This is a genomic window from Arthrobacter sp. TMP15, assembly GCF_039529835.1.
Taxonomy (GTDB): Bacteria; Actinomycetota; Actinomycetes; order Actinomycetales; family Micrococcaceae; genus Specibacter.
Genome location: NZ_CP154263.1, coordinates 88,104 through 112,311 on the forward strand (window position 1 = coordinate 88,104; position 24,208 = coordinate 112,311).

The 24,208-nt window shown below is 55.9% G+C and carries 21 protein-coding genes; 7 read left to right on the top strand and 14 right to left on the bottom strand.

Features of this window, described 5'->3' with window-relative positions; all coding sequences use genetic code 11:
• The first annotated feature begins 37 nt into the window (after positions 1 to 37).
• Entirely contained in the window at positions 38 to 5,128 is a 5,091-nt protein-coding gene (locus AAFM46_RS16790) for an SNF2-related protein (protein ID WP_343320545.1), read from the top strand.
• 78 nt (positions 5,129 to 5,206) lie between these two features.
• Here the strand turns inward: AAFM46_RS16790 and AAFM46_RS16795 are convergent, their stop codons facing one another.
• The gene (locus AAFM46_RS16795) at positions 5,207 to 5,353 is read right to left on the bottom strand and encodes a hypothetical protein (RefSeq protein WP_343320546.1); all 147 of its coding nucleotides are present in this window, start codon (positions 5,351 to 5,353) and stop codon (positions 5,207 to 5,209) included.
• A 187-nt stretch (positions 5,354 to 5,540) separates the two neighbouring features.
• Between AAFM46_RS16795 and AAFM46_RS16800 the strand changes: the two genes are divergently transcribed.
• Positions 5,541 to 5,732: a hypothetical protein gene (locus AAFM46_RS16800; RefSeq protein ID WP_343320547.1), complete on the top strand. Its 192-nt coding sequence runs from the start codon at positions 5,541 to 5,543 to the stop codon at positions 5,730 to 5,732.
• Between the two features lie 42 nt (positions 5,733 to 5,774).
• Here AAFM46_RS16800 and AAFM46_RS16805 read toward each other — a convergent pair whose 3' ends face one another.
• From AAFM46_RS16805 to AAFM46_RS16860, 12 genes are all read right to left on the bottom strand, one after another.
• Positions 5,775 to 7,031 carry a hypothetical protein gene (locus AAFM46_RS16805; RefSeq protein WP_343320549.1) on the bottom strand — a complete coding sequence of 419 codons (1,257 nt, stop codon included), beginning with the start codon at positions 7,029 to 7,031 and terminating at the stop codon, positions 5,775 to 5,777.
• 62 nt (positions 7,032 to 7,093) lie between these two features.
• Positions 7,094 to 7,639 (bottom strand): DUF4913 domain-containing protein, encoded by a 546-nt coding sequence (locus tag AAFM46_RS16810; protein ID WP_343320550.1) that lies wholly within the window; start codon positions 7,637 to 7,639, stop codon positions 7,094 to 7,096.
• Positions 7,636 to 9,480, bottom strand: coding sequence for a TraM recognition domain-containing protein (locus AAFM46_RS16815; RefSeq protein ID WP_343320552.1), 1,845 nt, complete (start codon positions 9,478 to 9,480; stop codon positions 7,636 to 7,638). The genes AAFM46_RS16810 and AAFM46_RS16815 overlap by 4 nt, the downstream gene beginning before the upstream one ends.
• Positions 9,481 to 11,019 (bottom strand): ATP-binding protein, encoded by a 1,539-nt coding sequence (locus AAFM46_RS16820; protein WP_343320553.1) that lies wholly within the window; start codon positions 11,017 to 11,019, stop codon positions 9,481 to 9,483. It abuts the gene before it with no gap.
• Complete coding sequence (locus AAFM46_RS16825) at positions 11,019 to 12,524, bottom strand: SCO6880 family protein (protein ID WP_343320554.1); 1,506 nt, start codon at positions 12,522 to 12,524, stop codon at positions 11,019 to 11,021. Before AAFM46_RS16825 ends, AAFM46_RS16820 begins: the two co-directional genes overlap by 1 nt.
• Positions 12,521 to 13,843: a hypothetical protein gene (locus AAFM46_RS16830; RefSeq protein ID WP_343320555.1), complete on the bottom strand. Its 1,323-nt coding sequence runs from the start codon at positions 13,841 to 13,843 to the stop codon at positions 12,521 to 12,523. The genes AAFM46_RS16825 and AAFM46_RS16830 overlap by 4 nt, the downstream gene beginning before the upstream one ends.
• Positions 13,836 to 14,522 (bottom strand): hypothetical protein, encoded by a 687-nt coding sequence (locus AAFM46_RS16835; protein ID WP_343320556.1) that lies wholly within the window; start codon positions 14,520 to 14,522, stop codon positions 13,836 to 13,838. Before AAFM46_RS16835 ends, AAFM46_RS16830 begins: the two co-directional genes overlap by 8 nt.
• A gap of 30 nt (positions 14,523 to 14,552) precedes the next feature.
• Complete coding sequence (locus AAFM46_RS16840; protein ID WP_343320557.1) at positions 14,553 to 14,837, bottom strand: TrbC/VirB2 family protein; 285 nt, start codon at positions 14,835 to 14,837, stop codon at positions 14,553 to 14,555.
• The gene (locus tag AAFM46_RS16845) at positions 14,834 to 15,364 is read right to left on the bottom strand and encodes a hypothetical protein (protein ID WP_343320558.1); all 531 of its coding nucleotides are present in this window, start codon (positions 15,362 to 15,364) and stop codon (positions 14,834 to 14,836) included. The genes AAFM46_RS16840 and AAFM46_RS16845 overlap by 4 nt, the downstream gene beginning before the upstream one ends.
• A 2-nt stretch (positions 15,365 to 15,366) precedes the next feature.
• Positions 15,367 to 16,701: an AAA family ATPase gene (locus AAFM46_RS16850; RefSeq protein WP_343320559.1), complete on the bottom strand. Its 1,335-nt coding sequence runs from the start codon at positions 16,699 to 16,701 to the stop codon at positions 15,367 to 15,369.
• A 28-nt stretch (positions 16,702 to 16,729) separates the two neighbouring features.
• Positions 16,730 to 17,260 carry a hypothetical protein gene (locus AAFM46_RS16855; protein ID WP_343320561.1) on the bottom strand — a complete coding sequence of 177 codons (531 nt, stop codon included), beginning with the start codon at positions 17,258 to 17,260 and terminating at the stop codon, positions 16,730 to 16,732.
• A 19-nt stretch (positions 17,261 to 17,279) separates the two neighbouring features.
• Positions 17,280 to 18,344, bottom strand: coding sequence for a CHAP domain-containing protein (locus AAFM46_RS16860; RefSeq protein ID WP_343320562.1), 1,065 nt, complete (start codon positions 18,342 to 18,344; stop codon positions 17,280 to 17,282).
• Between the two features lie 199 nt (positions 18,345 to 18,543).
• On the opposite strand from AAFM46_RS16860, the gene AAFM46_RS16865 reads away from it, so the two are divergent.
• The 5 genes from AAFM46_RS16865 to AAFM46_RS16885 all read left to right on the top strand — a co-directional run bounded on the left by AAFM46_RS16865 (position 18,544) and on the right by AAFM46_RS16885 (position 22,794).
• Entirely contained in the window at positions 18,544 to 18,867 is a 324-nt protein-coding gene (locus AAFM46_RS16865) for a helix-turn-helix domain-containing protein (RefSeq protein ID WP_343320564.1), read from the top strand.
• Positions 18,868 to 19,034: 167 nt separating this feature from the next.
• The gene (locus AAFM46_RS16870) at positions 19,035 to 19,766 is read left to right on the top strand and encodes a hypothetical protein (RefSeq protein WP_343320565.1); all 732 of its coding nucleotides are present in this window, start codon (positions 19,035 to 19,037) and stop codon (positions 19,764 to 19,766) included.
• Positions 19,766 to 20,494, top strand: a complete 729-nt coding sequence (locus AAFM46_RS16875; RefSeq protein WP_343320567.1) for a hypothetical protein — start codon at positions 19,766 to 19,768, stop codon at positions 20,492 to 20,494. Before AAFM46_RS16870 ends, AAFM46_RS16875 begins: the two co-directional genes overlap by 1 nt.
• A 108-nt stretch (positions 20,495 to 20,602) precedes the next feature.
• On the top strand, positions 20,603 to 20,773 hold the full coding sequence (locus tag AAFM46_RS16880) for a hypothetical protein (RefSeq protein WP_343320568.1): 171 nt from the start codon (positions 20,603 to 20,605) through the stop codon (positions 20,771 to 20,773).
• 194 nt (positions 20,774 to 20,967) lie between these two features.
• The gene (locus tag AAFM46_RS16885) at positions 20,968 to 22,794 is read left to right on the top strand and encodes a helix-turn-helix domain-containing protein (protein ID WP_343320570.1); all 1,827 of its coding nucleotides are present in this window, start codon (positions 20,968 to 20,970) and stop codon (positions 22,792 to 22,794) included.
• 323 nt (positions 22,795 to 23,117) lie between these two features.
• Here the strand turns inward: AAFM46_RS16885 and AAFM46_RS16890 are convergent, their stop codons facing one another.
• Positions 23,118 to 23,894, bottom strand: coding sequence for a hypothetical protein (locus tag AAFM46_RS16890; protein WP_283532111.1), 777 nt, complete (start codon positions 23,892 to 23,894; stop codon positions 23,118 to 23,120).
• Positions 23,895 to 24,208 lie beyond the last annotated feature (314 nt).

The following is a 24,208-nucleotide window of genomic DNA, read 5'->3' on the forward strand; positions in this document are numbered from 1 at the left end:
ACAGACACCACAGGAACTTAGCCAGCAGTTCCGGCCGTTGAGCCAGGATGATCTGGCACCTTCGGGCCAGAAGTCCCGCTTCGCGGCGAACTATGAGGCCATTGGCATCGTTCGCTTGCTTGAGGCAGAACAACGAACTGCCACGCCTGAAGAACAGCGCAGCTTGGCGAAGTGGTCGAGTTGGGGAGCGGTGCCCCAGCTTTTCGACAAGGCAGAATGGGCTGATGAGCGTGCCAAGCTTCAAGAGGTGCTGACGGAGAAGGAATACAGCGCAGCCTCACGCACCACCATCAATGCCCACTACACGGACGCGGCCATTGTCCAGCAGATGTGGACAGCAGTAGAGGACTTGGGCTTCACCAGCGGGCAAGTGCTGGAACCTGGGTCGGGATCAGGAACATTCATCGGCATGGCCCCTGCCGGTGCGACCATGACCGGTATTGAACTGGACCCGCTGACCGCCTCCATCTCCCAGGCACTGTATCCACACGCAACGATTCGCAACGAGTCCTTCGCGAACACCCCCATCCAGCGCAACAGCTTCGACTTGGCCGTGGGCAACGTCCCCTTCAGCAAAACGCCCCTTACTGACCCGTCCTTCAATGCCGGCGACCACTCGATGCACAACCACTTCATCATCAAATCCCTTGAAGCGGTCAAACCTGGCGGGTATGTGGCCGTGCTTTCCTCCAGCTTCACCCTGGACGCGGCAAACCCCTCCGCACGGCGCGAAATGAGCGCCATGGCCGACCTCGTGGGAGCGGTCCGCCTGCCCACAGCAGCGCACCGCCGAGCAGCCGGCACGGACGCCCTCACTGACGTCCTGCTGTTCCGCAAGCGCGAACCAGGACGGGAGCCGGCCAACACGGAGTGGGAAACCGTGGGGCCAAAGATCGTTAATGGAACAAACATCAAGATAAACAACTACTACGACACCCACCCCCAGAACGTGCTCGGCACGATCACTGTCGGCACAGGAATGTATGGCCCAAGAACCGTGACCGTCAAAGCCGAAGGCGAACTATCTGAAGTCCCCACACTCTTGGGGACACGACTGCAAAACATCACCCAAGACGCTTTGGCACAAGACAGGGCATTTGCACCCATCCAACAAGCCCAAGCTGTCCAGCCTGCAGCGTTGCTCAGCACGAGCAACGCTGTGTGGGATGGAACTATTCGTTCGGAACGCGACGGCACCTTCACCATCGCAGAGTCCAGTAGCTATGTGCCGTTCGACTTCCCCAAGGCCCACGCCGCAGAGCTGCGCCAGCTTTTGGGGATGCGCGATGGTGCGCGGGCCCTGATTGAGATGGAAGCCAGCGATCAGGAAGACACTCCCCTCCTCGCGGAAAAGCGACAGGCGCTGGGAGAGTCTTATACCGCCTACGTCGATAAGTACGGTCCAGTCAACCGCTACACACTCAGAGAAAGAATCAATAAGGACACTGGGGATTCAACCTTTTCCAAGGTCATTCCCACAGCGGTGCAGAAGATTCAGTTCAACGACCCCTTTGGTAGCCTCCCTGCCGCCCTGGAGGATTTTAAGGAGGAGACGCAAGAGGCAAGCCCGGGTGGACTTCTTCAGCACCGTCAGATGTTGGTGCGCAAGCCCGTCCTGGGTGCAGACACCGTAGATGAGGCACTGGCCATTTGCATGGACACCTACGGTGCCCCTGATGTGGAGGTCATTGCTGATCTTGTCGGCAGCACCCCGGACGAAGCGCGCCTACAACTGGGTACGCTCGTCTTCGACGATCCCAGCAGCAACACACTCCTGACAGCACCGGAGTATCTATCTGGCAACGTGCGTATCAAGTTGGAGGAAGCACGCGAGGCAGCGAGCAAAGATCCGCGGTGGAATACCAACGTCGCCGCACTGGAAAAGGTACAACCAACACCAGTGGGCATGGACGACGTTGAAGCGCGTCTGGGGGCTGTGTGGGTCAGCCCCGAGTACCACGAAGCATTCGTGCGGGAAATCCTCAATGACCCCTCAGCGACGGTAACAGGCATGGGCAGCGGTATTTGGCGGGTTAAAGCCAACCGGGGAACGCTGAAGGCGACCAGTGAGTGGGGCACCAGCCGGAGGCCGGCCCCTGACCTGCTGCAAACGATTCTGGAACAGAAAACGATCCAAGTCGAGGACAAGGACGACGACGGCAAGCTTGTTGCCAACATGGAAGAAACCGAAGCCGCCAATGAAGCAGCGAACCAGCTTCAGGAGCGATTTGCCGAATGGGTGTGGGAGGAACCCCAGCGCGCGAACCAGCTCATTGGTGAGTACAACAAGCGCTTCAATTCCATTGCCCTGCGTGATTACACCCAAGAAGGCCAACGGCTCACCCTGCCAGGGCTAACATCTTCCAAACCACCCCACCCCCACCAACGAACTGCCGTGGCACGCATCATCTCGGAACCAGCGGTCGGACTCTTCCACGAAGTAGGAGCCGGCAAAACGGGAGAGATGGTCATGGGGGCCATGGAACTCAAACGTCTGGGCATGGTGAACAAGCCGCTCATCGTGGTCCCTGGCCACATGCTCGAACAATTCACTCGCGAGTGGCTGGAATGGTACCCCCAAGCTGTCCTTCTCTCAGCAGCTACTGAGGACCTGAGCGCCAAGAAAAACGATCCTAATCGACGGCAGAAGTTTGTCGCCCGGGCCGCAGCCAATGACTGGGACGGCATCATCATGACCCAGACCGCTTTTCAGAGCATCGGTGTGCGCCCTGAAACGATTGAGGCGTACCAAGACACTCTCATCAGCGACGTGCGGGAAACGATCAGCAATGCCTTGAAATCCGGTGAAGACCGGACGACTGTGAAGAAGCTTGAAACCAAACTGCAGGCCGAAGAAGAGCGCATGAAGAGGCTCATGGGCAAGGCCCCGGACCCTGGTTTGAGCTTTGAAGACATGGGCGTGGACTATTTGTTCGTGGACGAAGCCCACGACTTCAAGAACTTGCGCACCGTCACCAACATCAAGGGTGCAGCAATCGATGGTTCTGAACGGGCCACCGATATGCATCTGAAGATGGAATACCTCCGTGCCACTCATGGAGAAAGAGTAGCCACCATGGCCACGGGTACACCCATTGCCAACTCTCTTACCGAGGCCCATGTCGTTCAGAGGTTCCTGCGCCCCGATCTGCTGCGCGACGCAGGAGTAGAGAACTTCGACGTGTGGGGCGCGACGTTCGGTGAAACTGTGACAGCCATCGAAATGGACGCCGGAGGCCGGCTAAAGAACAAGGCACGATTCGCCAAGTTCAAAAACGTCCCGGAAATGCTGCGCACCTTCCACGTCTTCGCAGACGTGAAACTCTCCGAAGACCTCAACCTACCCATTCCCGACATTGCCCCGCGTGAGAGTGACGGGGCGCGCCAGCCCGAGCTAGTTCTCCTGCCCCGCCCAGCTGAACTTGGCCAGTACATGGAAGCGTTAGGGAAAAGACTGGACAGCCTCAGCGGGTGGTCACAAAAGGGCGAGGACAACGCACTGTCCATCTACGGGGATGGCCGCAAAGCTGCCTTGGATATGCGCATGGTCGGCATCGAACCGACCTCGACCACGAAGCTCGATCTGGTCACCGACAAGATCCTTAAAGTCTGGGAAGCCAACCGAGAGAACCAGTACGAAACCAAGTTCGAGTCAGAAGTAACCTCCGAGCGGCGCGGAGCACTGCAACTGGTGTTCTGCGACGAAGGAACACCATCAGATAAGAAGGACCCGGACGGCAGACCCGTCTGGACTCCCTACCAACAAATCAAAAACCAGCTCATCGCTGGTGGCATCCAGCCCGAGCAAGTCCAGTTCGTCCACGACTTCCCCAAGCCCGAACAAAAAGCGGCCCTGTTTGAAAAGTGCCGCACCGGCGAGGTTGCCGTTTTGCTTGGTTCCACGAAGAAAATGGGCACCGGGACTAACGTGCAGCTGCGCGCCAAAGCGCTCCACCACGTCACCTGTCCCTGGCGACCGGCAGACTTGACTCAACGCGACGGACGGATCATCCGCCAAGGCAACGGCAACGCCGAAGTCAACATCTACCAGTACGCCACCGTCGGCAGCCAAGATAGTGCCGCGTGGGACGGTATCCAACGCAAAGCCACCATGATCAACCAAGTCTTACGTGGCAGCCTGGACGTGCGAGAGATTGAAGACGTAGGCGACCAAGCACTGAACGCGGCACAGATCAAAGCAGTCACCAGCGGGAACCCACTGCTGATGGAAAAGATCGAAGCCGACGCCACACGGACCAGGTTCGAACGCCTCAAGCGAAGCCACGAACAAACACACACCAATGTCCGCTGGGCCAAATCGCGATCCCTCACCAGTATTGAGACGGCCGAGCGGAAACTGCCCGCCGTGCTGGCAGCCATCCCGCTAGTGACCCCCACCAACGGCGACGCTTTCACAATGCGCTTTGCCAGCGGCACAGTGGACAAACGCACCGACGCCCTGGCAGCGCTGTACCAATGGACGAAGGACAACACCACCGACTACGGGAACTATGGCCGTACTCCCAAGGACTACGGCACCGTGGCCACCCTTGGTGGCCACGAACTCGTCGTCTCTAACGCCTTCCACCAATCCCGCCTCGGTGAGTACCAAGACCTGCTCATCGAAGCGAAAGGCGTACCAGACACCGGCCTTGTTCTGGCGCGTAGGGAAATCATGGAGAGCGGGGCTGGCCTCATTACACGACTGGAAAACCGGGTCTCCTCCATCCCCGACATAGCCCAAAAGCTCCAAACTACGATAGCCAACGAACAACTGGCCGTCGTGGAAGCGGAGGCACAACTAGCGCGGCCTTTCAAATACGAGAACGAGCTGGTACAAGCACGCGAAACCAGCAAAGACCTCGACGCCAAACTCAAAGCATCCCTCGAACCTGAGAAAGCACCCGCTCAAACCCCGCCTGCAGAACCTCAGCAGCCCCAAACAGCCGAGGAAAGGATGCTGGCCAAAGCAATGGAAGCGAAAGCCTTCGCGCAAAACCAATACAGCTCACCACGGCCCCAACCCGACAAAGCCGCGAAAAGGGACCGCACACCACCAACCCCCACCAGGACCACCGGCCCGGCCAAAGCGCCGCAGCGTCCAGCACCAGAACGCGGTGCACGGTGACACTGCACAGTGTAGAAAAGAAAGAGCGGCTCCGAATCTATCGCCGAAGGCCGCTCTTTGCGTGCCACAGCAAATGTTCTATCCGAAGTAAGAGGCAAACCATGCCGTGATCATCGACCACGCAGGTGCAAATGCGTCGGCGGCGACCAGCACACCACCGACACCCACCCACGCGAGTGGAAAGTTCTTATAGTCGTCTTTCAACGGCACGTTACTTTCCTCCATCAGGCGGTGTCTGATGGACACAAACCCTCCGATTGCAACACACGTTGCCCCCACGAATGTTACTCCGAAAGGCCAGATGGGAGCTGAGGCGAGGATGAAAAGGACAACGAAAGCAGCGATAAGAATTATCGTGTTCTTCCGAACTTTCTTCCTCTGTTCGGGTGTAGGGGATGTCTCATAGTTGGCAGTGACTGAGGCGTTAACAACGGCCGCCGAGCTGGCAGTGACAGTGACGGTGACGACAGCAGCGGCCCTGCTGTGCCCATCGTTAGTAGTAGCTCAGGCGTGCGCCGTGACGGCGGGGCCAGCAGGTAATGCCATGAAGAACTCCTTGGTTTTTGTACACCATTTGTACCGTGTCTATCATTGCCGCATATGAGACGTTCCCTAAACGGCTATCCGAATGTGAACGGCAGGCAGGCTATCTCGCCAGGCCGGGTTGTTGGCGCTGGCGCTGTTCCGGAGCGCTGCCGCGGGTCGTGGTGGCAGTCTTTCCTTTACCTGCTGCGACGTGGGCCACCGGAAATTGATGCTGGGAGGATGCGAAGGATGCGGCTTGCATGGCCTTTTGGAGAACTTTGTCGGTTCCGTACTGTTCTTTCAGTTTCAACGATGAAACGACCGAGTCGAAGTAGTCCTGATTGGTCCCACGGTCCAAGTAGTCGATGGACTTCTCCTCGACTGTCGCTGCTTGAACGAAGGGGAGGTTCAAATTCTCGCGGAGGTCTTCGTATAAGCCCGGGTCGTTGACTACTTCTGACAAGTTCCCGCCATGCTCGATAACAGAGGTTAGGGCGAACGGCTCAGTGGGGTCATCAAGTCCGTCGCGCATCAAGACAGCCTGGACGGCTTGTGCAGCCTCCAGCCTGCGCGCGTTGTCCTCTTTGCTGTGTCCCTCCACACCAAAGTGCATCTCCTTGCCCAGCTCCGCAGCCTTAGCAGCTCCGCTGGCCACTGCGGTTACCCTGTCCTGGGCAAGAAGTTCAGCCTGGCCAGCGAGGGTACCTCGCATGAAAGAAACCACCTCCCTTGCCGTGATGAGGGGATTACCGTCGCCGTCGGATAAGCCAAACTGCTGGTTCTGCAGCATCGCGTCTAGCGCCTGTTCTAGCTGCGGATCGGCAATGACTTCTTGCGGGTTTCCGCGGTGTGAAACAACGAGTCTGTGGATCGGAAGCAGAGAGGTTGCAGCTGTGGGTAGCGTTGAGTTGGGGTCCAGGCACCGCTCAACCATCTTCTCGGCCTCAACCGCTCGACGAACGTTTGCTACTTGGTTAGATTCCTCGAGGTTGGAACCCATCGCGTGGAGGATGAATTTGGCCGCATCCTCAATTTCTTCTTCTTCGATGGTCACCATCTTCTGGCCCCACTCGATGATTTTCTCTGGCTGATGGCCGGACCACACGTCGAGAGGCACATAGTCAAAGTCGAGGGTCGAGCTGATCTCCACGACTGGCCATTGAACGTTCTGGTCAAGCCCAGCAAACTGATCCCACCCTAGATCAGGGACGTCGTGTTCATTAAGGGCGATGACACGGAACCGAATTGCCTCCGCTTCCAGAGCGATCAGAGTTGCTCGAGTGGCACCTTCGGGCGCTCCTGGTACGTGGAATACATTGGCGATTCTTGGAAGAACGAGGCGGGCCTCTGAAGCTTCCTGATTCTTCATTTCTGACATGGCTGACTCCTTTACTCGTTGCTAGAGAATGTGTGTGTGGGCGTTCAGCCGCGAGATCTTCTTCATGATAAAAGCTTGTCCGCTGGCGGTGACAGTAATCGCACGCCACTGCTGCTTGCTGTTCCAAGTCCCCATTGTTGCGTCCCGATGTCATGGTCGGCTTTAGCTTCGTCATGCAACCTGAGTGAGTCGGGTGCAGCAATGGTCCGGTACTCGTCGAGGTCGTCGGTGTGACCGCTTTTGCATTTTCTGAAGGGTCCTTCTTCGGACATGACCCGGTCGTAGTGCCGGTCCGCGTGTTCGAGTATCCATGAGGACATTGCCCCTCCCCCGGCAGCGAAGGCGTCTTCCCAGGCATACCAGGCCGCGACCATGCGCCCCACGACGGACTTGTGGAGCCACCACTGATCGCACCACGACATGAGTGGACTATCGCGTTTCAAAGCGCTCATCCTGGCGTCAGCCAGTTCGTAATAGGGGCTGTAAGTGCGTTCAAAGAACTCGTACACGTCTTGGTGTTTGGGTTCTGCCGCTTGAGCTTCTTCACCGTCCTGTGAGTCCCCATCGTCGATCACTTCCCCGGTTTCCTCATCGTATGCTTCACTCATGCCGCTACCCCGGCCACCGCGTCAGGATCACGACGCATAGCTTCTATAGATTCAGTGGCTTCCTTGATGGTGTTTTCTGCCTGCGGATCGTACTTCTTCAACGATGCCCGGATTCCTTCTTGATGCTTAGTCACCATCCACGGCACAGTCCGCAGCAGCGCAGCCCGGTTCCCCGAGGAGAGCAACACTGCCCGTCCCTTGGGAAGCGCAGAGAGTTCTGCCGGATCAAAGACCTTATCTTTTTGTTCCTGGCGAGGCCCGCGCGGCATTCCCTGGGATCCCGGGGAACCCGGGGTCGAGTAGTAGTAGTCACCGATAGCATCAGAGAACAAGGACAGAAGATGTCCGGGCTTGTTCCCTCCCGCGTAAGCCACCCAGTTCGCAGCCTCCAAAAGGGCATCCATTCCTGCCTTGCCCCACACACCTTCGCCTTGCGGGTAGGACTGGAGAATCGTGTCGATGAGAATCCCGCGCGATCCGTAATGGGAGTACAACTTGGGAAGTTTGGGCCACCGGCACACGTTGGCCGCTTCATCCAGAACCACCACCAAAGGCGCTTTTAGCCGGCCCCCAGGAAGGGTGGAGGCTTTGAACTCCCCAGCATCACAGACCGCCACCGTTAGTGCGGTGACCAACGCCTTGGCTGAACCTGAACCATCTTTGGAAAGGCTGTAGAGCGTATTGGAGCCTTCCAAGAACTTCACCGGGTCAAAGAGCATCCGGCCCGCACCGTTCTCCTCACCGGCGGCAGGATTCACCCAACTGGCAATTTGGCGGTTGGATAGGCTTTTCGTCATGACCTGGGCGGTGGAGAAAACACCGGAGCGTTCCTGCGGGGCCGCGTTGTAAATACCGATCAGCTCATTCAAGACTTCCTTGTACATGGTGCCATCGAGCAGTTCCACCGCCACCGGCGCTTCTGCTTCGGGAGCGGCAATCCATTCCTGAACATCGCGTAACCAGTACTTTGCTCCCGTCGTTCCAGCGTCGTTGGGTAGGGCTTGTCCTTGACTGATCGCTGCGGCTAGGAACAGTCCGCGTAGCAACGTCGTGGCTCGTTCTTCAAAGAACCCTCCGTTAGCCGAGGATGACACTGCCTCCATCTCGGCCTTGGCGAACAACTCGGCCAAGTCATAAGCCTTGGATTCATCGGTGACCGGCGCCAAGGGGTTGAACCACCAATCCGCTGATTCCCCCACAATCGCCTGCGGATCAAAGACGAAGACCTTTCCAACAGCCTCTCTGACGCCCCGAGTGTGATCGTGAAGCCCACGCTTATTCTCAGTGACCAACACCGGGCCGGTGGCATCAAGAATGTGCGGGATGCCGAAGCAGGAAGACTTACCCGTACGAGGGCCAGCGAACAACAATCCCACATCTTCTAAAGAGGTGTAAAGCATCTTCCCCGCCGGTAAAACCGCCCCGAGGGGAAGACCCACGAAACCCTCTGTACCACCACCCAAACGCTTTGCCGTGGCTTGGGCCGACTTCTGCGTCAACGACTTCACTTCCGAAACTGAAGCCATATGAGGTGCCGCGGAATCTACCCACGCAGACCTGCCCCCCATTTTCCGCCACACGAACATGCCTGCAAAAACAAGAAGAAGAACGAGTAACGCGGCCACGCCCATGCCGATCAAATACAGCGGTGTCCACGTCGCCTCTTTTTTGGTCAGGGTGAGAATGACGGCGGCCGGAGAGGCCCACACACTCGTGCGGAACCACTGCCCGAGGGAGAAACCGGCAGTAATCGAAAGAGCGATAGCAACGACGATGGAAATGAGAATCGTCGTGGCACGATCACGACGGCGAAGGTAGCGTGCGCGTGTTGGGGCACCCATTTAGGCCACCAAACTTTCCGGGGTAGTAGAGATACGGCTTCGAGCGTCCGTGACGTGTTTTTCATCCTCAATCTGAGTCAAGGTCATCTGCACAGCAATGCCGACTCGTCCCGGAACTTTCAGCAGGATCTTTCCCGCCCCTGGTGGAGGTGTCGGGCTTCCATCAGCGGCGGGTTTTTGAGCCCATGAGGGGGGAACGTTGAAACCGGCAACGGTGGCGACTTCACGAGCGTTTAAGGGTTGAACAGCGCTCAGAGCGTCCAGGTCATCAAGGGTGAGGGCCATCAGGCCCAGCATCCCGCAGCGCTGGGCGAAACCTTTCGCTGTCTCTCGATCTTTAGCGTTGGGTAGGGACAGGAAATCTTTGGGGCTGTGAGTAATTTTTAGCTCGCTGACCCCTTGGCCACGGTTCGTGCGTCCTACCCGGTCAGCGCGGTCAATGATGCCTTCACAGGCACGCATGGGGTACCAAAATTCGTCCTGAATGGCGAAGTAGGAACCCCAGCGCATTTTAGGTTCGTAGAAGTCCCCGCACGCGGCCGCTTCGGCCGCTTTACGTCGCTCAAATTCGGCTAGTTCCCAGTGGGCATCCATGGCAGAGAAGCCAATATTCCATGTGCCCAGCATTGCCGCTGAAAGCATTTTAGAGTTTGATTCGGGGATGGATGAGGTATCGAAGCAGAACCCGCCCGGATTGCCCAAAGGTATCCGCACGCTCTTACGCCCGAGCAGTAGCGCGCCCATGCGGCCCTTGATGAGGGCTTGCAGAGACTGGCCGAGTCCCTTGAATTCTGCATGGAACGCAGTAGCAGTGTCACAACCAGAAATTTCCAGCACGTCTGGGGGAACGTGGTCAAAGGCTTGTAGAAGATCCGGCATCCACGGATCTTTGACTGTGTGAATGACGACCTTGACCAGTTCCTCTAGAACAGTTTCTTCAATATCGGAGAGTGGTTTGTTCGAGCCACGGTTGATCTGGGTAAACAAGATCACCGTATCTACCGCTTTATCAATAGCTAAGGCGTAAAGTTGGTCCCCAATTTCACCGCCAATCTCGGCGGCAGCATCACCGAGGGAACCTAGGTCAAGGCCGTTAATATGATCGGGTTTACCGGGGCCGAAACTGAAACGGTTCCCACCGATTGCTTCAATGGCTTCCCCGTACTCATTCTTGATCGGGTCAAAAGCTGCCGGGATAATCCCGCGTGCAGCCATGGAATACATGAACCGTAAAGCCATACTGGATTTACCGTTGCCATTGAGGCCAAAGAGCATCATCGACGGGGAAGAAATCAGACCGGCGTCGTACCAGGTCTTCATATCCCCACACACAGCAGTATTGACGTTCATATCCCGGCCCAAGGGTGTTCCCACGTTCGGGCGGGAGGTACCAGCGGAGAAAGGGTAAATCCCGCACAGCTGCGTAGAGGATGAATACCACTGGGGCGGTTGAGGAATTTTCCCCCACCGGCCTCCACCTAGACCAGTCAACCCGCGAGAGGTCTTATGGTGCTTGATGATGTTGCTGAAAATTCCCATCAGAGAACCCCTTCCATCCACAACGGCTTGGAACTGTACTTCCACGGCAACACACCAAAGGGCAGTGTGGTGTGGAACGCGGCCGAGCCGGCATGTTCCACGAAGCGGTACGGCATAATCAACGTATTCATCAACGACTTCACCTGATTCAACGCCTCCCCGTACGACTTTTTATCTGGGGCGAACGTGACCGTGACCATGATGGAGAACATCGCCAACCGTGCACCCTTTTGCAAGTCTGATTCGGTTTTAACGGCTATAGCTTTCCGGGCTGCATCAAAGGTCGTTGGCCGGCCCTTACGGGTACTAATCCGCCAGTCAGCGGTTTTCGCTAGACGGTCCACCGTTTTAGCGGCCACTCCCCCATCCACCGGACGGTAGGTGATCAGGACTCGTTTACGTAGGAACTTAGCGTTCGGTCCGAATAAGCGATCAAAGGACTTCGCCGTGATGTGGGCGCCGGGAGGAATCGTCATCATCAACGTCATCGAGGCGACCCCATCATGGAAGACCACACGGCCGCGTGAGTCATCGAAGAAACTAGGACCGGCATGGGCCCATTTCCTCTCCGCTTGGCGGCCCTGCAGCGCATCGAGAGCCAGTTCTTGATCCCGCCCTGGCTGATACGCCAACTGGGCAATATGGGATAGTTCAGCTTCCACTAGCGGTTTAGGGGCACCGGCGCCGGCAGCGTCAAGGAGCTGGGTATGGCTGGGTAAACGCGAAGCGATTTCAGCAACGGGTGAGGAAATATCATCACCCTTACCCCCGAGGGCTTCAACGTCCCACACCAAAGTGGAGTACACATTCAACACCGAGGTGCGCGCTGGCAACGTACCGACAGCGGCGTCAAGAACCTCTTTAGCAAAGGCCGGGGCATGCGGGGATACCGCGTCACGGACGGCCGCGCACGTCCCAGCGGAGGATTCCGAGGCGGAGTCAACAACAATCGTTGCCCCACTCAGACCATCCTCAACACTCAGGGAAGAAACCCACGCACCGAAGTGACCAACTTGAGCATTCACCACCCCTTGTTCCTGCATGGCTGAACCATCCGGAGAGCAACCAAACACGGCGGCGATCTGGTGAACAGATTTATGATGCAGCAATGAATACGGACGGCCTAAACCATCCCTACCCGAGACGGTATCAACGTTGACCAACGCACCAGGTAAACGCTCTAAATCCTCATGAGGCAACGTGGATAAAGCCCCGGTGACGTAGAACGTTTCACCGTTGACCCGGCGCAGCGCCAAGGATGCCTTGTCGGTGAGCCGGGAAAGCAGGGTGGCACCGAACCACTTCACCAACCCGAACAACACCACCGCAGCAGTAATAGCCACAATGATCAGCGCGGGAAGGTAGAGACTTTTCATCAGGCACAGCAGCGTGAAAACAAGGCCAACGCCAGCAACAATCAACGCGCCCAGACTCAGGCCAAACATCCCCGGAGAAGAGGGTTCAAGCCAGTTACCAAATTTCTCTTGGCTTACGTTCTCGCTCATTCGCCAATCACATCCGTTCCATCAGAGTCTTTTCCACCATCAGCGACAGTGCCGCCCAGTGATTGAGCCCCGGCCTGTAAACCAGACCGACTACCAGAAGATCCCTCAGCGGAGCTTCCACCGCTAGGACTAGAGCCACCGTCTCCACTGCCTGGTGCTGGGGAACCAGAAGGACCAGAATCGCCAGCGGTCCCAGAACCGTCGCTGCCGTCAGCGCCGCTATCACCCTGTGGGCCCGAGGGGCTAGGAGAATCAGAACCTAGTGCCGAAGATCCTGTATTGGAGGCAGGACTGCTACCAGTGGTTGCGGCACTGCCCTCAGTCATGGCCGTGCCAGTGCCTTGAGCTGTCGAGGCCGTCGTAGTGCTAGTAGAAGCTGCCGTAGTCCCCGCGCTACCGGCCGTAGCGCCAGCACTAGACCCGCCAGTGACAACAGCGGCACCTACAGCAACACCGGCACTAACGACAGCGGCACCAGCAGCCATCGCCATTCCGCCACCAGCAGCCCCACCAAGGGCCGTTGTACCGGGGGAAACAAGTTTCATCAAGGCAGGAAGCGCCGCGACGGCTAACACCAAAAGCAACATTCCACTGATGACCCCGCCTACACCGTCATCCCCGGATTTCATCTTCCACGCGAAGGCATAAACGATGGCCGCTACCGGTTTGTAGAGCAAGAAAGCAATCAGCCATTTAGTGACTTTTGAAAAGGTTTCTTCCCCACCTTGAACCATCGAGGCAGCCGCCGAGAGCGGCCAGACAGCCACCAATAAGGGCAGAACAACGGCACGAACCATCATGATGCCCCACTGAAACAGTGTTGCTATCACACCGAATATTCCGGCGATGATAGCTATGCCAGGAGCCAGCCCTGCGGCGTAACCAATAACTTCGTAACCGTCAGAGGAAATTCCAGCGCTCTCAAGAACCCACGTGGAGAATGAATCCCCAGCGGCCAGAACCACCTGGATAAGAACCGTTCCTAGCGTGGTGACCAGAAAGACACGGAATAGGGATTTACTGACTTGGATAGCCTTATCCCCGCGTGCATGAACCATCGTCCAGATACAGGCGAGCATGACCCCGATGACAGCGAAGAAGACGCTGAACGTATGCAGTTGTTGAGTCAACCACGGCACCGAACCCGCATCCAACTGCACCATCAAACCAACATCAAGCCATGAAGTCAGAAAAGACTTCATCACCGAATCCCACGCAGTCATCATCATTTTGCCCATATCTTGGGCACCAGAGTCGATCGCACCCGTAATGGCGTCTTTAGCCTTGCAACCACCGTCGAAGAAACCACAATCAGACATTTGGTCCACCCCAGCTTTGGAACCCTCCTGTGACTGGTTTAGTGGTCCGATCGCCACTTACTTTTCCGTTGTCCGAAACCTTTGCTTTCCAGTCGCCGTCCTCCCACGTCATGGAGGAAGGGAACCCTACGTATCCAGTTGAACTTGAAGGGAATGAGTAGACGACTGTGAGCTCTACGAGATCAGGTGTGTAGGCTTCAATCGAGAACCCAGCTGGCGTCATTGGAGCGGAGCTGGATGGAGCGGATTCGGCTAGGGCCGCTTTTTTGCCAACGGTATCGGCTACGTAAATTTCGATGGCCTCCTTGGCGTCCATCGTGTTACCGGAAGCAAATATCGTTGTCATAGCCAATGCGGCTCCCAAGGGGGAACGGGCGAAGCAGACTCCGTACCCGTCCTTATCCTGTGTGGGTCCGTAGGTGTCGGAGACAGGCCATGTCCAACCTTTAGCTGCTTCCCAGCGGAGGTCCTTTGGCATGGCGGGTTTTGATGAGGTATCCCCCAGTGGGACGTCGCAACCGCCAGCTGGTTTCTCTGTTTTGCTGGTGGTGGGCTGAGCGATTGGTTCAGGTGTCTTCGTGGCAGGTTTGACGAAAATCAGGACAGCTAGGAACGCAACAACCAGCACGATTCCTAGGGATATCCACCACCCTTTACCGAGTGTTTTGGATGTTTTCATTGCTTTGCTCATTGAAGAATCACCGCTTCTTTACATAGAGAGGAAGATAGGGGCGATCACGGCGGCAAGACCGAAGCCCATGGCCCCGACGAGCCACCAGCCGGCCTTACCCATGAACTCTTGACCATGACCGTGCTTATGAGCGAAGAACAAGCCCACGAAAAGCATCATGAGTCCGATAACGGCGATGGAACCACCGATGATCTGTACCCAGCTTTTGATGGTGTCCAGACCATTAGTGACTTCTTGAGGCAGTGGCTTAGCTTCGGCACTCAAGTTCCCTGCAAAGACGGTGATGCTGGTGATGATGTTCATTTTGTTTCTCCTTGAATGGTGATGCCAGCCTCTGTCAGGGCGGCAGTAATCTTGTTAAGTTCTTTGAGGGAAATATCGTTCTGGCCCAACAGGGCTGCTCGACGGGCAAGTAGCGCCGGTGTCCAAAGAACGGCCACTATGGTGATCGCACCGGAAAGAACCTTGACCTCATCAGTGATCAATCGCGGCATCTTCCCAGGTCCCGAGGGCACCAGCAGAACGCAAGCGAACTGTTGATAGCCATGAATGGCTATCGCAGATTTCGCCGCATCTATACCGTCGAGACTGGCTCGGGCTACCAACACAATTTCTGCTCCGGGAAGCAATGCCGCTTTCGCCGGGGTGCTCAGTAGTCCCCCATCGACGGCCCCGAGGATATGTGCCCAGCTCGTTGCACCGGCCCCACCGTGAGCGGCAAGGAAGACCGGTAACTCACGCGGCACAGCCGGGGGCAGGACCTGGTGGGCAGGTTCTGGTGTGATGTTCTGTGCGGCCTGAACCCAAGGATTGAGGCTCTGATCGGTCACGTTCACAATCCGCTCGCTACCGCAGCAGCAGCCGCAAGCCACGCTCTTTGAGTTCGGGACTGCAAAGCACCGTACCGGATCTGGCCAGACTTCAACGCCGGATCAAAAGGCACGATCTTGACCGCCCGGACATAGGGACGGAACTTATCAGCGGTCGCGGATGACAGGCGTCCTTCCCCGCTTTGACGTTCGGAGACGACAACGACGGCGTTGGCAGCCAACGCAGCGGAGCGCTCACACCGAAGGTCCAAGCCCTGCAACGTCAGAAGGGCCGCCTCTACACGGTCTTCTTCGTTGGTCGTGGGGACCACTAACTGATCGGCGTGATCAATCATGCGGTTCCACTCAGCACTTCGGTGGTTGTTCCCTGAATCCATCAGAATGAGCCGGTAATACTTCGTGAGGACTCGATGGAGAACGTCTACTTCTTCGGCGTTGACTTCGTGAGTACCGGCCACATCCGAGTCCGAGCGCAGTACGTCGTATTTATCCGTGCTTTGGTGATGCACGTAAGCGTTAATATCCGCAGATTGTGCCGTAGGTGAGAGCAAAGCATCAGCGGTAGCGATCACATCGAGGGCACTTCTGCTGTGATCACCCTTTTCCGTACGCCACCCCAAGGTCCCGGTCGTGGGGTTGTTATCCCAACCCACCACACTTGCCCCGTTACGGCCGAACACGGCAGCTAAGTTAGCGACGGTAGGTGTCTTATTTGATCCGCCTTTTTGGTTCACGACAGCCACCACGCGGGTCCCGGCGAAGTGCTTAGAGACTAAAGCAATGTCTTCGCGTTCGCTCAACTCCCCCGCTGAGGGTGCCAGGGAGAGCCCTAGATTGTTCAACGCTCCCCGAAATCCTTGTGAGGCTGGTTCATGAGCGGCTGGTGTAGCCAGAAAAGAACCGGCTTCACGCAAAGCACGCCGACTACTGCCAGCCTCCGGAGCACTCCCCTGTACTACGTCTGGGGTGCTCACAGGAACCCGCGTCATAGAGGGTGGGGTAGCCGGCGCTTTCGGTATGTCCTGAACATCAAGGGGAAGAATTTTCAGTGCCGGTGCGGCCGGTGCTGGGGAGTCATCTTCAATTTCAACCTCACCACTGGGCGAGCAGATCAAGGTAGAAAGACCCGTTTCATCCATCGTGCTAACCCGCACCGGGCGGCCATGTGTGGCGGCCTCAGCAAAGACCCGGGCCATCAGAGACTGGCGTAAAGCATCGGCGGTTTCTCCGGTGTGGGCTTCCTCAGTTGAGTCGATCGTGAGCACTCCGGTGTCGTCACTGTTGATGATGGCGCTAATGACCGGAAGGGGTTGAACAAGAGATTTATCAATAGCCATAGTGATCTTCTTCTTTCGATAGGGAGGGTTAGTGGAAGCCGTCAGGCATATTGATGTACTTGATCTTCCACTCACGATTAGCGCCTTGACGGTTCAGATCGAAGTCGAAAACACCGATGGTCGTGGGAAATTCAACATGAGCTGCGAAGCCATTTCCCTCATCTATGAGTAGTTTCGGCGCGCCAATGGTTTTGAAGACCGGGATGTTCGCTGGGTCCACGCCCTGATATTTAGCCCCGGCTTCGTTAGTCATGTATTGGGCCAGCTCATAAATCCACATTTTGCTATCCACCGTGCGGCGGTTGTAGAGAACCATGGCCTGAGAGGCCACATCCAGAGCATCGGTCTTAGCCTGGTCATCCCATCCCGGATCACTGATCCCGGTATGGTCCGCTTGAGGTGACCCATCGCAAGAACCGCATTCCGTGGCAGTAGCGGTCACGGTGGCAGAGACTTCTTCGGTTTCTGCGCTCGGTGCGACTGGTTGCCCAGAGCATCCAGTAAGTACGGTCACAGCGATTCCCGCAGCGGTCACGAGTTGGAAGAGCTTTGCTTTCATCAAGAAATTTCCTTCTTAGTTAGGAAGCTTGAGCGAACTGATCGCTGCTAGGAATGAGTAAGTACCCAGAGGGTGAGCTAGCGGCGATAGTGCGTGTGTAGTACCCGCCTAAATGATCCGGACCCATGTTGTAGCCCTCTTCAAGGACCGTGCCGTCAGCGGCAATGGCCTTTACCACAGCCACATGGCCATAGAGAGGATCACCACCAGGATTGCCCGGGCCGTACCAAATAATGGCCCCAACCTTAGGTGTCATCGTCACGGTCCAGCCCTCGCGCTGCCACGTCGGTCCCCACGTCAGTGCGTGACCAGGTCCCAGCGCCCGAGCGTCCATTTGGGACGGATCAGTAATGTTGATTTGCTGCATCATCCGCCACCACGCGAAGTCCGTGCAGTTCTTATACGAAAACCCAGTCACCGGGTTATTGGCGTTGTATAGGCCATCCTTGAACCCGTAATCGTCATCCTTGCCTGACTCCCCCGGAATACCGGGTGAACCCTCACAAGATGCTTCCTCGACCGTGATGCCAGCCAATGAGGCGATGACCGCGCTGGCAGGTTGGGCATATTTTGAGTAGTGGTCCGGGTCAGCGTTGCCTTGCACTACGTGCGCGGCCGCTGTGGGAGTCATGGACTCCCAACCGGACACTTTCAACAGAGCTTTGAAGAAGTTCGTTGCGCTAATCGTCGGGTCCATACGATCCGTGTAGCTACCCCACGCGCCATTATCGCGCTGCTGGAAAAGACCGCGTGAATCAGGCCCCGGCCCGTCGCCATGATCCAGCACACGCAACCCGGACTCACCAATAGCCACCATGACTCCCACGGTTTGACCCTGAGTAGAGAGGTTCAGTTTCTGACCGGCATTGATAATCAATGCCGCATTCTTGAGCTGTTCACCCTCAAACCCAGCAACCGGCGTTGTCGGCAATTTAGTGGTGTCAACAGACACACCAGGCAAGCACACGGCCGCTGCTGGTGAACTCGTGCTCATGCCCAACACGATCAGCACCACAAGTAGAACCGGCAACAGAAACGCACCAGCCACCAAAGCCACAGCGCCCGACCCGGACTCTTCATTCACAGCAGCACCATGACAGACCAACCATTGCTGCCTCGACGACTCTTCCGAAGCGTTTACTTCCACACATGTGTTTTCTTCACTTTCTTGGACGTTTCATTTACCAAAAACGACCGAAGACCGTTGGGGGTACAATATTTACACTGTACCATTTATAGATACAGTGAAGTCTGTGTCGTTAACTGTTTGACAGAATCAGAGGATGCCGAAATATGTATACTCGACACCACCGCCTCCAAGAGAGGCCGCAGAAGTAATCGAAATTTTCGGCATGACCCCACTCAGGGCGGCGATTCTCCGGCATCTTTGGCAGAGCCCGGACGGGGCAACCTCGGGGGATATTGGCAGATATCTCAAGGTCAACTATCGAACGGTTGCTAGGCATCTGGTGAGGCTGGAAGAGCTTGGAGCAGTTGAATCTGACGCAGACATTGACCGGCAAGGTGTTCGCGTCATATACAAAGTTAGCGCTGACGGATTCGATTCTGCTGTAACAGAGCTTTTGCAATACCTAAAGGGTAGATAATTTTGATGTACGAAGGCACCATGGGCCATCTCGATGCGCAGCCTACCCCCTCCTCGCAATAGACACTACGATAACATTTACCAATAACTTATAAATAAGTGACAAGTTAGTCCAAATAGACAGGGGATCAGGCACTCCTACTCATAATCTTCGGAGGGGAAGAAAACATGTCGATACCGTTTCGCGACTTCTCAGCATGGCTGCAAGAAGCCGGCATGCCCCACGGCACGGCAGAGTTAGCCGCACTCTTAGGTATGAAGCGAACTACACTTCAGAACCAAAAGATTCGTGGCCGTATGACGGTGTACACCGTCATCAGCGCAGCTAGAGCGGCAGGTTTAAATCCCTTAGACGTACTTGGCCAGTTCCCTGGCTACACCGATCTCATTGATAACCGACTACCTGTTACCTCAGCGGAACTACTGAGCCAACTTACTCATACCGATGTCCTTGTTCATCTTCTCTCACGTGTCCGCGCAGACTTCTCCCACATGATGGCACATGTGGAGTTGAGCAAGATCCCCAACGAAGAGTCTGTGAGAACCTGGATAGATGCCATTGACCCTGGCGATTTGCGGAGAAAAGTGACTGAACGATCGGGGATAGCTCCAAGCAACTTCTCGGCACAACTTACAGACAATCGGTTGACACCAGAGCTTGCGATACTTATCTCCAGACTTAGTGGAGTATCGAGTGCCAACGGCCTAGTCGTATCGGGGGTCGTCACCCCAGAAGAAGCAGGCTGGCCCCTGTATGGGCGGGATAATGCACTCTCCGAGATAAGCGATATCGATTTAATCGACCTAGCCTCAGATAGGCTCACGGCTCTTCGCCGTCTTACCAAGAAAAAGGTAGATGTGGTCGAAGAGAACAAGAATTATTTGGAGGCATTGGGCTGATGGATCTAGTTTTTTGGGCCGTTCTAATCACCGCTGCATCGCTGACGATCACACGCTTACCCGGACTTAGCCAGAGTAGGAATCAGGCTATATTTCTCAGTGGGCTATGCGCCTCGTTAGCTTTTGGTCTCATGATTCCAGTCATCTACGCTGCCGTGGACGAACTCTTGTTTCGTACCAACTTCACAGACTTATTTGCGAAGTTGGGTTTACTATTAGCTGTTAATATTCTGGTCAGCGAATTGGCTAAAACCTTACATAGTCAACGATCCCTGCGGCTGACGGCTGGACTATCCGGGAAAGTCATTCTTGTTGCCACGTTCTCACTTGCGATGGGGCTCTTTGCTTTCACGAACACTCCCACCCCTTCACCAGGACTCGGCGCCTATATTGATGATCCGTTAGTTTTCGCTTACAACGCTGTCATCGTGATTTACATCGGTTACTTGGGTGCCGTAATTACGGGACCACTGGTTCGTGACGCTCGTACAGGATCTCAAACACTTCGGCGGGCAGCATCTGTTCTCCTAGCTGGAGGGTTCATTCTTGCCGTAGTGAGGGCAGTGATTTTACTCGCAGGCTTTGCAATGCCTAGCATCTACGAGCTTGGTCAGATCATCAGTGGTTTCTCTGCACTGCTCATAATCGCGGGGCTTGCGACAGCGTGGAAAGCACTAAGGGAGTACGGGACTGAAAAAATTGTTCAATCTCATCTAAGAATTGAGTGATTATCCAGCGACACGCCGCAACCAGCGCTAGCGCTGGCACTGGCAGTGGCATATGTTTGTCATATGGCTGATTACATACCCCCCAAGCTCAAAGGGAACAAAGTTCCCTTGAATAACCTGGTTCAGCCTGTCCAACATGAACGGGCCTGGTACGCGGCTCAACGGGCAGGACTTTCTCTTGCTGACTACGTCGGAGCCCTTATTGATCGGGATGCGGGTCTACCCAACAAACTTAACGACGTAAAACAGGAGGCTTTGCCTATAGCAAAGGCTTCTTAAACGGCAAAAGGCCCGCAAACTGCGGGCCTTGCCTGAAACTCAATCTGTAGCTAGAAACCTCTAACCGGCAAGTTTCTCGGTTTGTAGCTACTTCAACAACAGCGGCTTTGTCATGCCCGCTTTTGCTAAGGAATGGTTCCATCATACACGCACACGCTTTTTTGGGTAAAACCTACTCAGTTGACACATCTAACGTGTCGGCGAGTGGCTCTGTCCATGCTCAAGCATGGGCTGCTCTCGCGCCTTTAATTGCCGGCGCCCCTGTCATGCGGTTTGCTACCCGCGGCGGGAAATATCCTCGCTCTCGCTCCAATCCGCCCCACATCACCAAAGCTCTTCCGGCTCGTGCTGTCGCAGTGATGGTCCATGGTGCAGATGGCTCCGTAGCAACTTTGTGCCTTGACCTTGACACCTCTAAAGCCCTGCAGGCAGTGGTTGACGATGATGCGGAGGCGATATGCGCCTTACTTACATCCTGTGGATTGAGGTTTGTGGCTGACCACTCCCCCAGCGGTGGACGCCATATTTATGTTCCTGTTATTGATCGGCTCTCTGCTGAAGACGCTCGAGAACTCGTAGAGGCTCTTGCTACGCGCTTCCCTAGTTTGGACCCAGGCCCACATCAGAACATTACTGATGGTTGCATTCGCCCACCTGGCTCTTTGCACAAGTCGCTCACTGGACACCAAGTCCTAGATACGCCCCTTTCAGAGGCATACGACGTTTTGATTCGCCGTAACCCGGCCGCTGCTGTACAAGCGCTAAGACAGGCGCTGGCCGCATCTATTCTTCAAGTACGCGCCAAAAAAACCAGCAAAAAAAGCTTCCTTGCTGTCAAAGACACCAACCCCTCGGTCGGTCCCTCCACTGACTTGATCCTGCGCGGCTCCGTGTTGCGCAACATCGCTCGCACCGGCCGCTATGACCCCACACGGTACAAAAGCGACTCAGAAGCCCGCATAGCTGTACTAAATCACCTATGCGCCTGGCAGGTCAGCCTGCCAGAGATACAAGCACGACTCAGCACCGATTTCGCTGGTCTCCGGGCGCTCTACGGTAACGACACACGCCTGGAGAGGTTACTGGTCAAGGAATGGGAGAACGCATCCGCATGGGTAACCGAGAAACAACGCCATCAACCAGTGGGGAAAAGGTCTAGCAATAAATACGACACAGAGCCTCCCTTAACCCACAGCGGGGGTGCCGTTCAACCTCGATCCCGGCTCTCGACGATGAGCGAGATCAATGACATCGAAAATGTTCTTTATTCCGTTATTGACCAACGCCTCGCTCGCACTGGACGTGAAGGAATCACTCTCCGCTTCCTTCTTCGGGCTGTTCTAGGTTTCGCGCGCGCGAAAGGATCTTTAGCGATCAATGTGGGCTGTAGGGCGTTCGCTCTCGCTATGGGGCACCATCACGGGACGATAGCCAGGTTGCTACCGCATCTAGTGAAGTACAGCGGCGGTCTTCTCTCTAAAATTGAGAACGCTCATGGCAAGCAGGCTGATATCTACCTGCTAGGTCTCCCTGAACACTGGCAAGACCTGGCTAACGCTACTGCGTGGAGAAAAGGTAAAATCTACGGCATTCGTCCTGTATTTAGAGCTCTCGGCGCACCATCAGCCCTGGTATACGAGGCCATTGAACGAGGGCGGCACTCCCCCACCACCGCTGACATTGTCAGGGCTACAGGAATGAGCCGACCTACGGTGGCCAGAGAACTCACTACTTTGGCGGAACTGTCCATGATTGAGCGCCACCATGGCTACTGGCAGCTCATACACAGCACCAACCTCACCACAATTGCCGAATGGTTGGGTGTCCAAGGAGACTACGAAGAACATCGCAGCATCGTCAAAGCACAACGCCGAGTTTGGCACGCCCATCTCGAACGGCATCTTGTCCCCGTGATTTACGAAGAAGATCTCTACGACCAAGAACAATCAGAATGGGACCCCTGGATACCCAATGACTACGGAGAGCTCAGTGCCCTTGAACGACACCTCGTAGCTGTTTAGACGGTTGGTGTATATAAAGAGTTAGAGTTCTCACTTCCTCCTCGCCGCCGTCACACCCTCTCCGGGCTTCAGCCGTCACCAACGACACAAAAAATCAGGATCTAGATGCCTTCACATGAACAAGCCCCACGAGGCTCTGCGAGAAAGCGCCGCTCCAGGAGGTAAAGGGGTGGCTTGTGAAAAAGTGGAATATCCGACGTTAGTCTGATTTGTGGCTCTTCAGAATCCAGAGTGTTTTCAGGGCTGCCGTGAGCTGACCCTGTTGTCACCGTGCGGACAGGGCGAGAACCATCAGCGATTCCGACATGAAAGTGCGGGCGTCATCATCTGGGCACCTGGTAGGGAACGGCATGTCCTATCTCCTCTCGGACTTTTAGCCACTCGGCAAGGCGCGGCTCGGTCTTTTCCGGAGGAATCAGGTGGATGAGCTGTGGCGCCCCAAAGAGCTTCGGTCCGGTTGCGGACTTAGCCTTTAGTTCCTTGAGTGCTTTTGGTACACGTTCATCCCTCAATTGCAGTAATGCGCAGTCCATGCTGAAAAGATCGAGAAATAGGTCTCCGAAGTGAAGAGTTCCACCGGAAGGGTAGAAGACACGCAATGCCTGTGTGACTGGACCGTCCTGACCGGGGGGTGTCCGTAGACTTAGACCGTCTTTGGAGATGTGCCAGTCGACGATAGAAGGCCTGCCTGCAAGGACCAGTGCGTCCAGCTCCCCGTCAAAGTGCTCGAAGGCGTTTCTAATCTTCCTGACGTTGAGCACCGGGAAGTCCTCGTCTAGCTGGAGGATGTCGTTGAGCTGATGCGAACGCTCGGTGAGCCTTTGCTGCCTCTGTGTTCTGGTCGACTTCGGATGGTGTGACGCGTCATTTGGCTGGACCATCCGCTGAATGACAATACAGGCGAAGAGGGAAGCTTGCAGGTCGCCCCAGACCATCGTGTCGTGAGTGTCAGTCTCCGGTCGCATCGCCCTTAGCCACGCCCGTGTTAGGAAGCGGCTGGCAATTTCTGCCTGCCGCCCCAGTTCCTCAACATAGACACTGAGTTGAAGCGCTTGGGTGATTTCCTCGGTCTCCCCAGATATGGACCGCAGCTTGTTCATGGTTACAGCCTATGTGGGCATCCCGAGAACGCACGTTCTGGTGTGCATGTTGGCAGCATGGAGTTTTTGGGCTGGGGTACTGGTAGCGAAATATTGGACGCCAAGCCTGGCGCGCTGCTCGGTAACGATCGTTCGCGAGACACTCACGAGGCTCAGCCACGGCCTTGGATTGTAGAGGTTCGCAGTGTAACGCTTGCCGTGTACGCGCCAATGTAATGACTTCCGGGCTTTGCGATACACAAGGCCCGCGAAGAACATCCCCAGGGCTACAAACCGGAGAAATTGCCGGTCAACGGCTACACAATTCTGGCGGG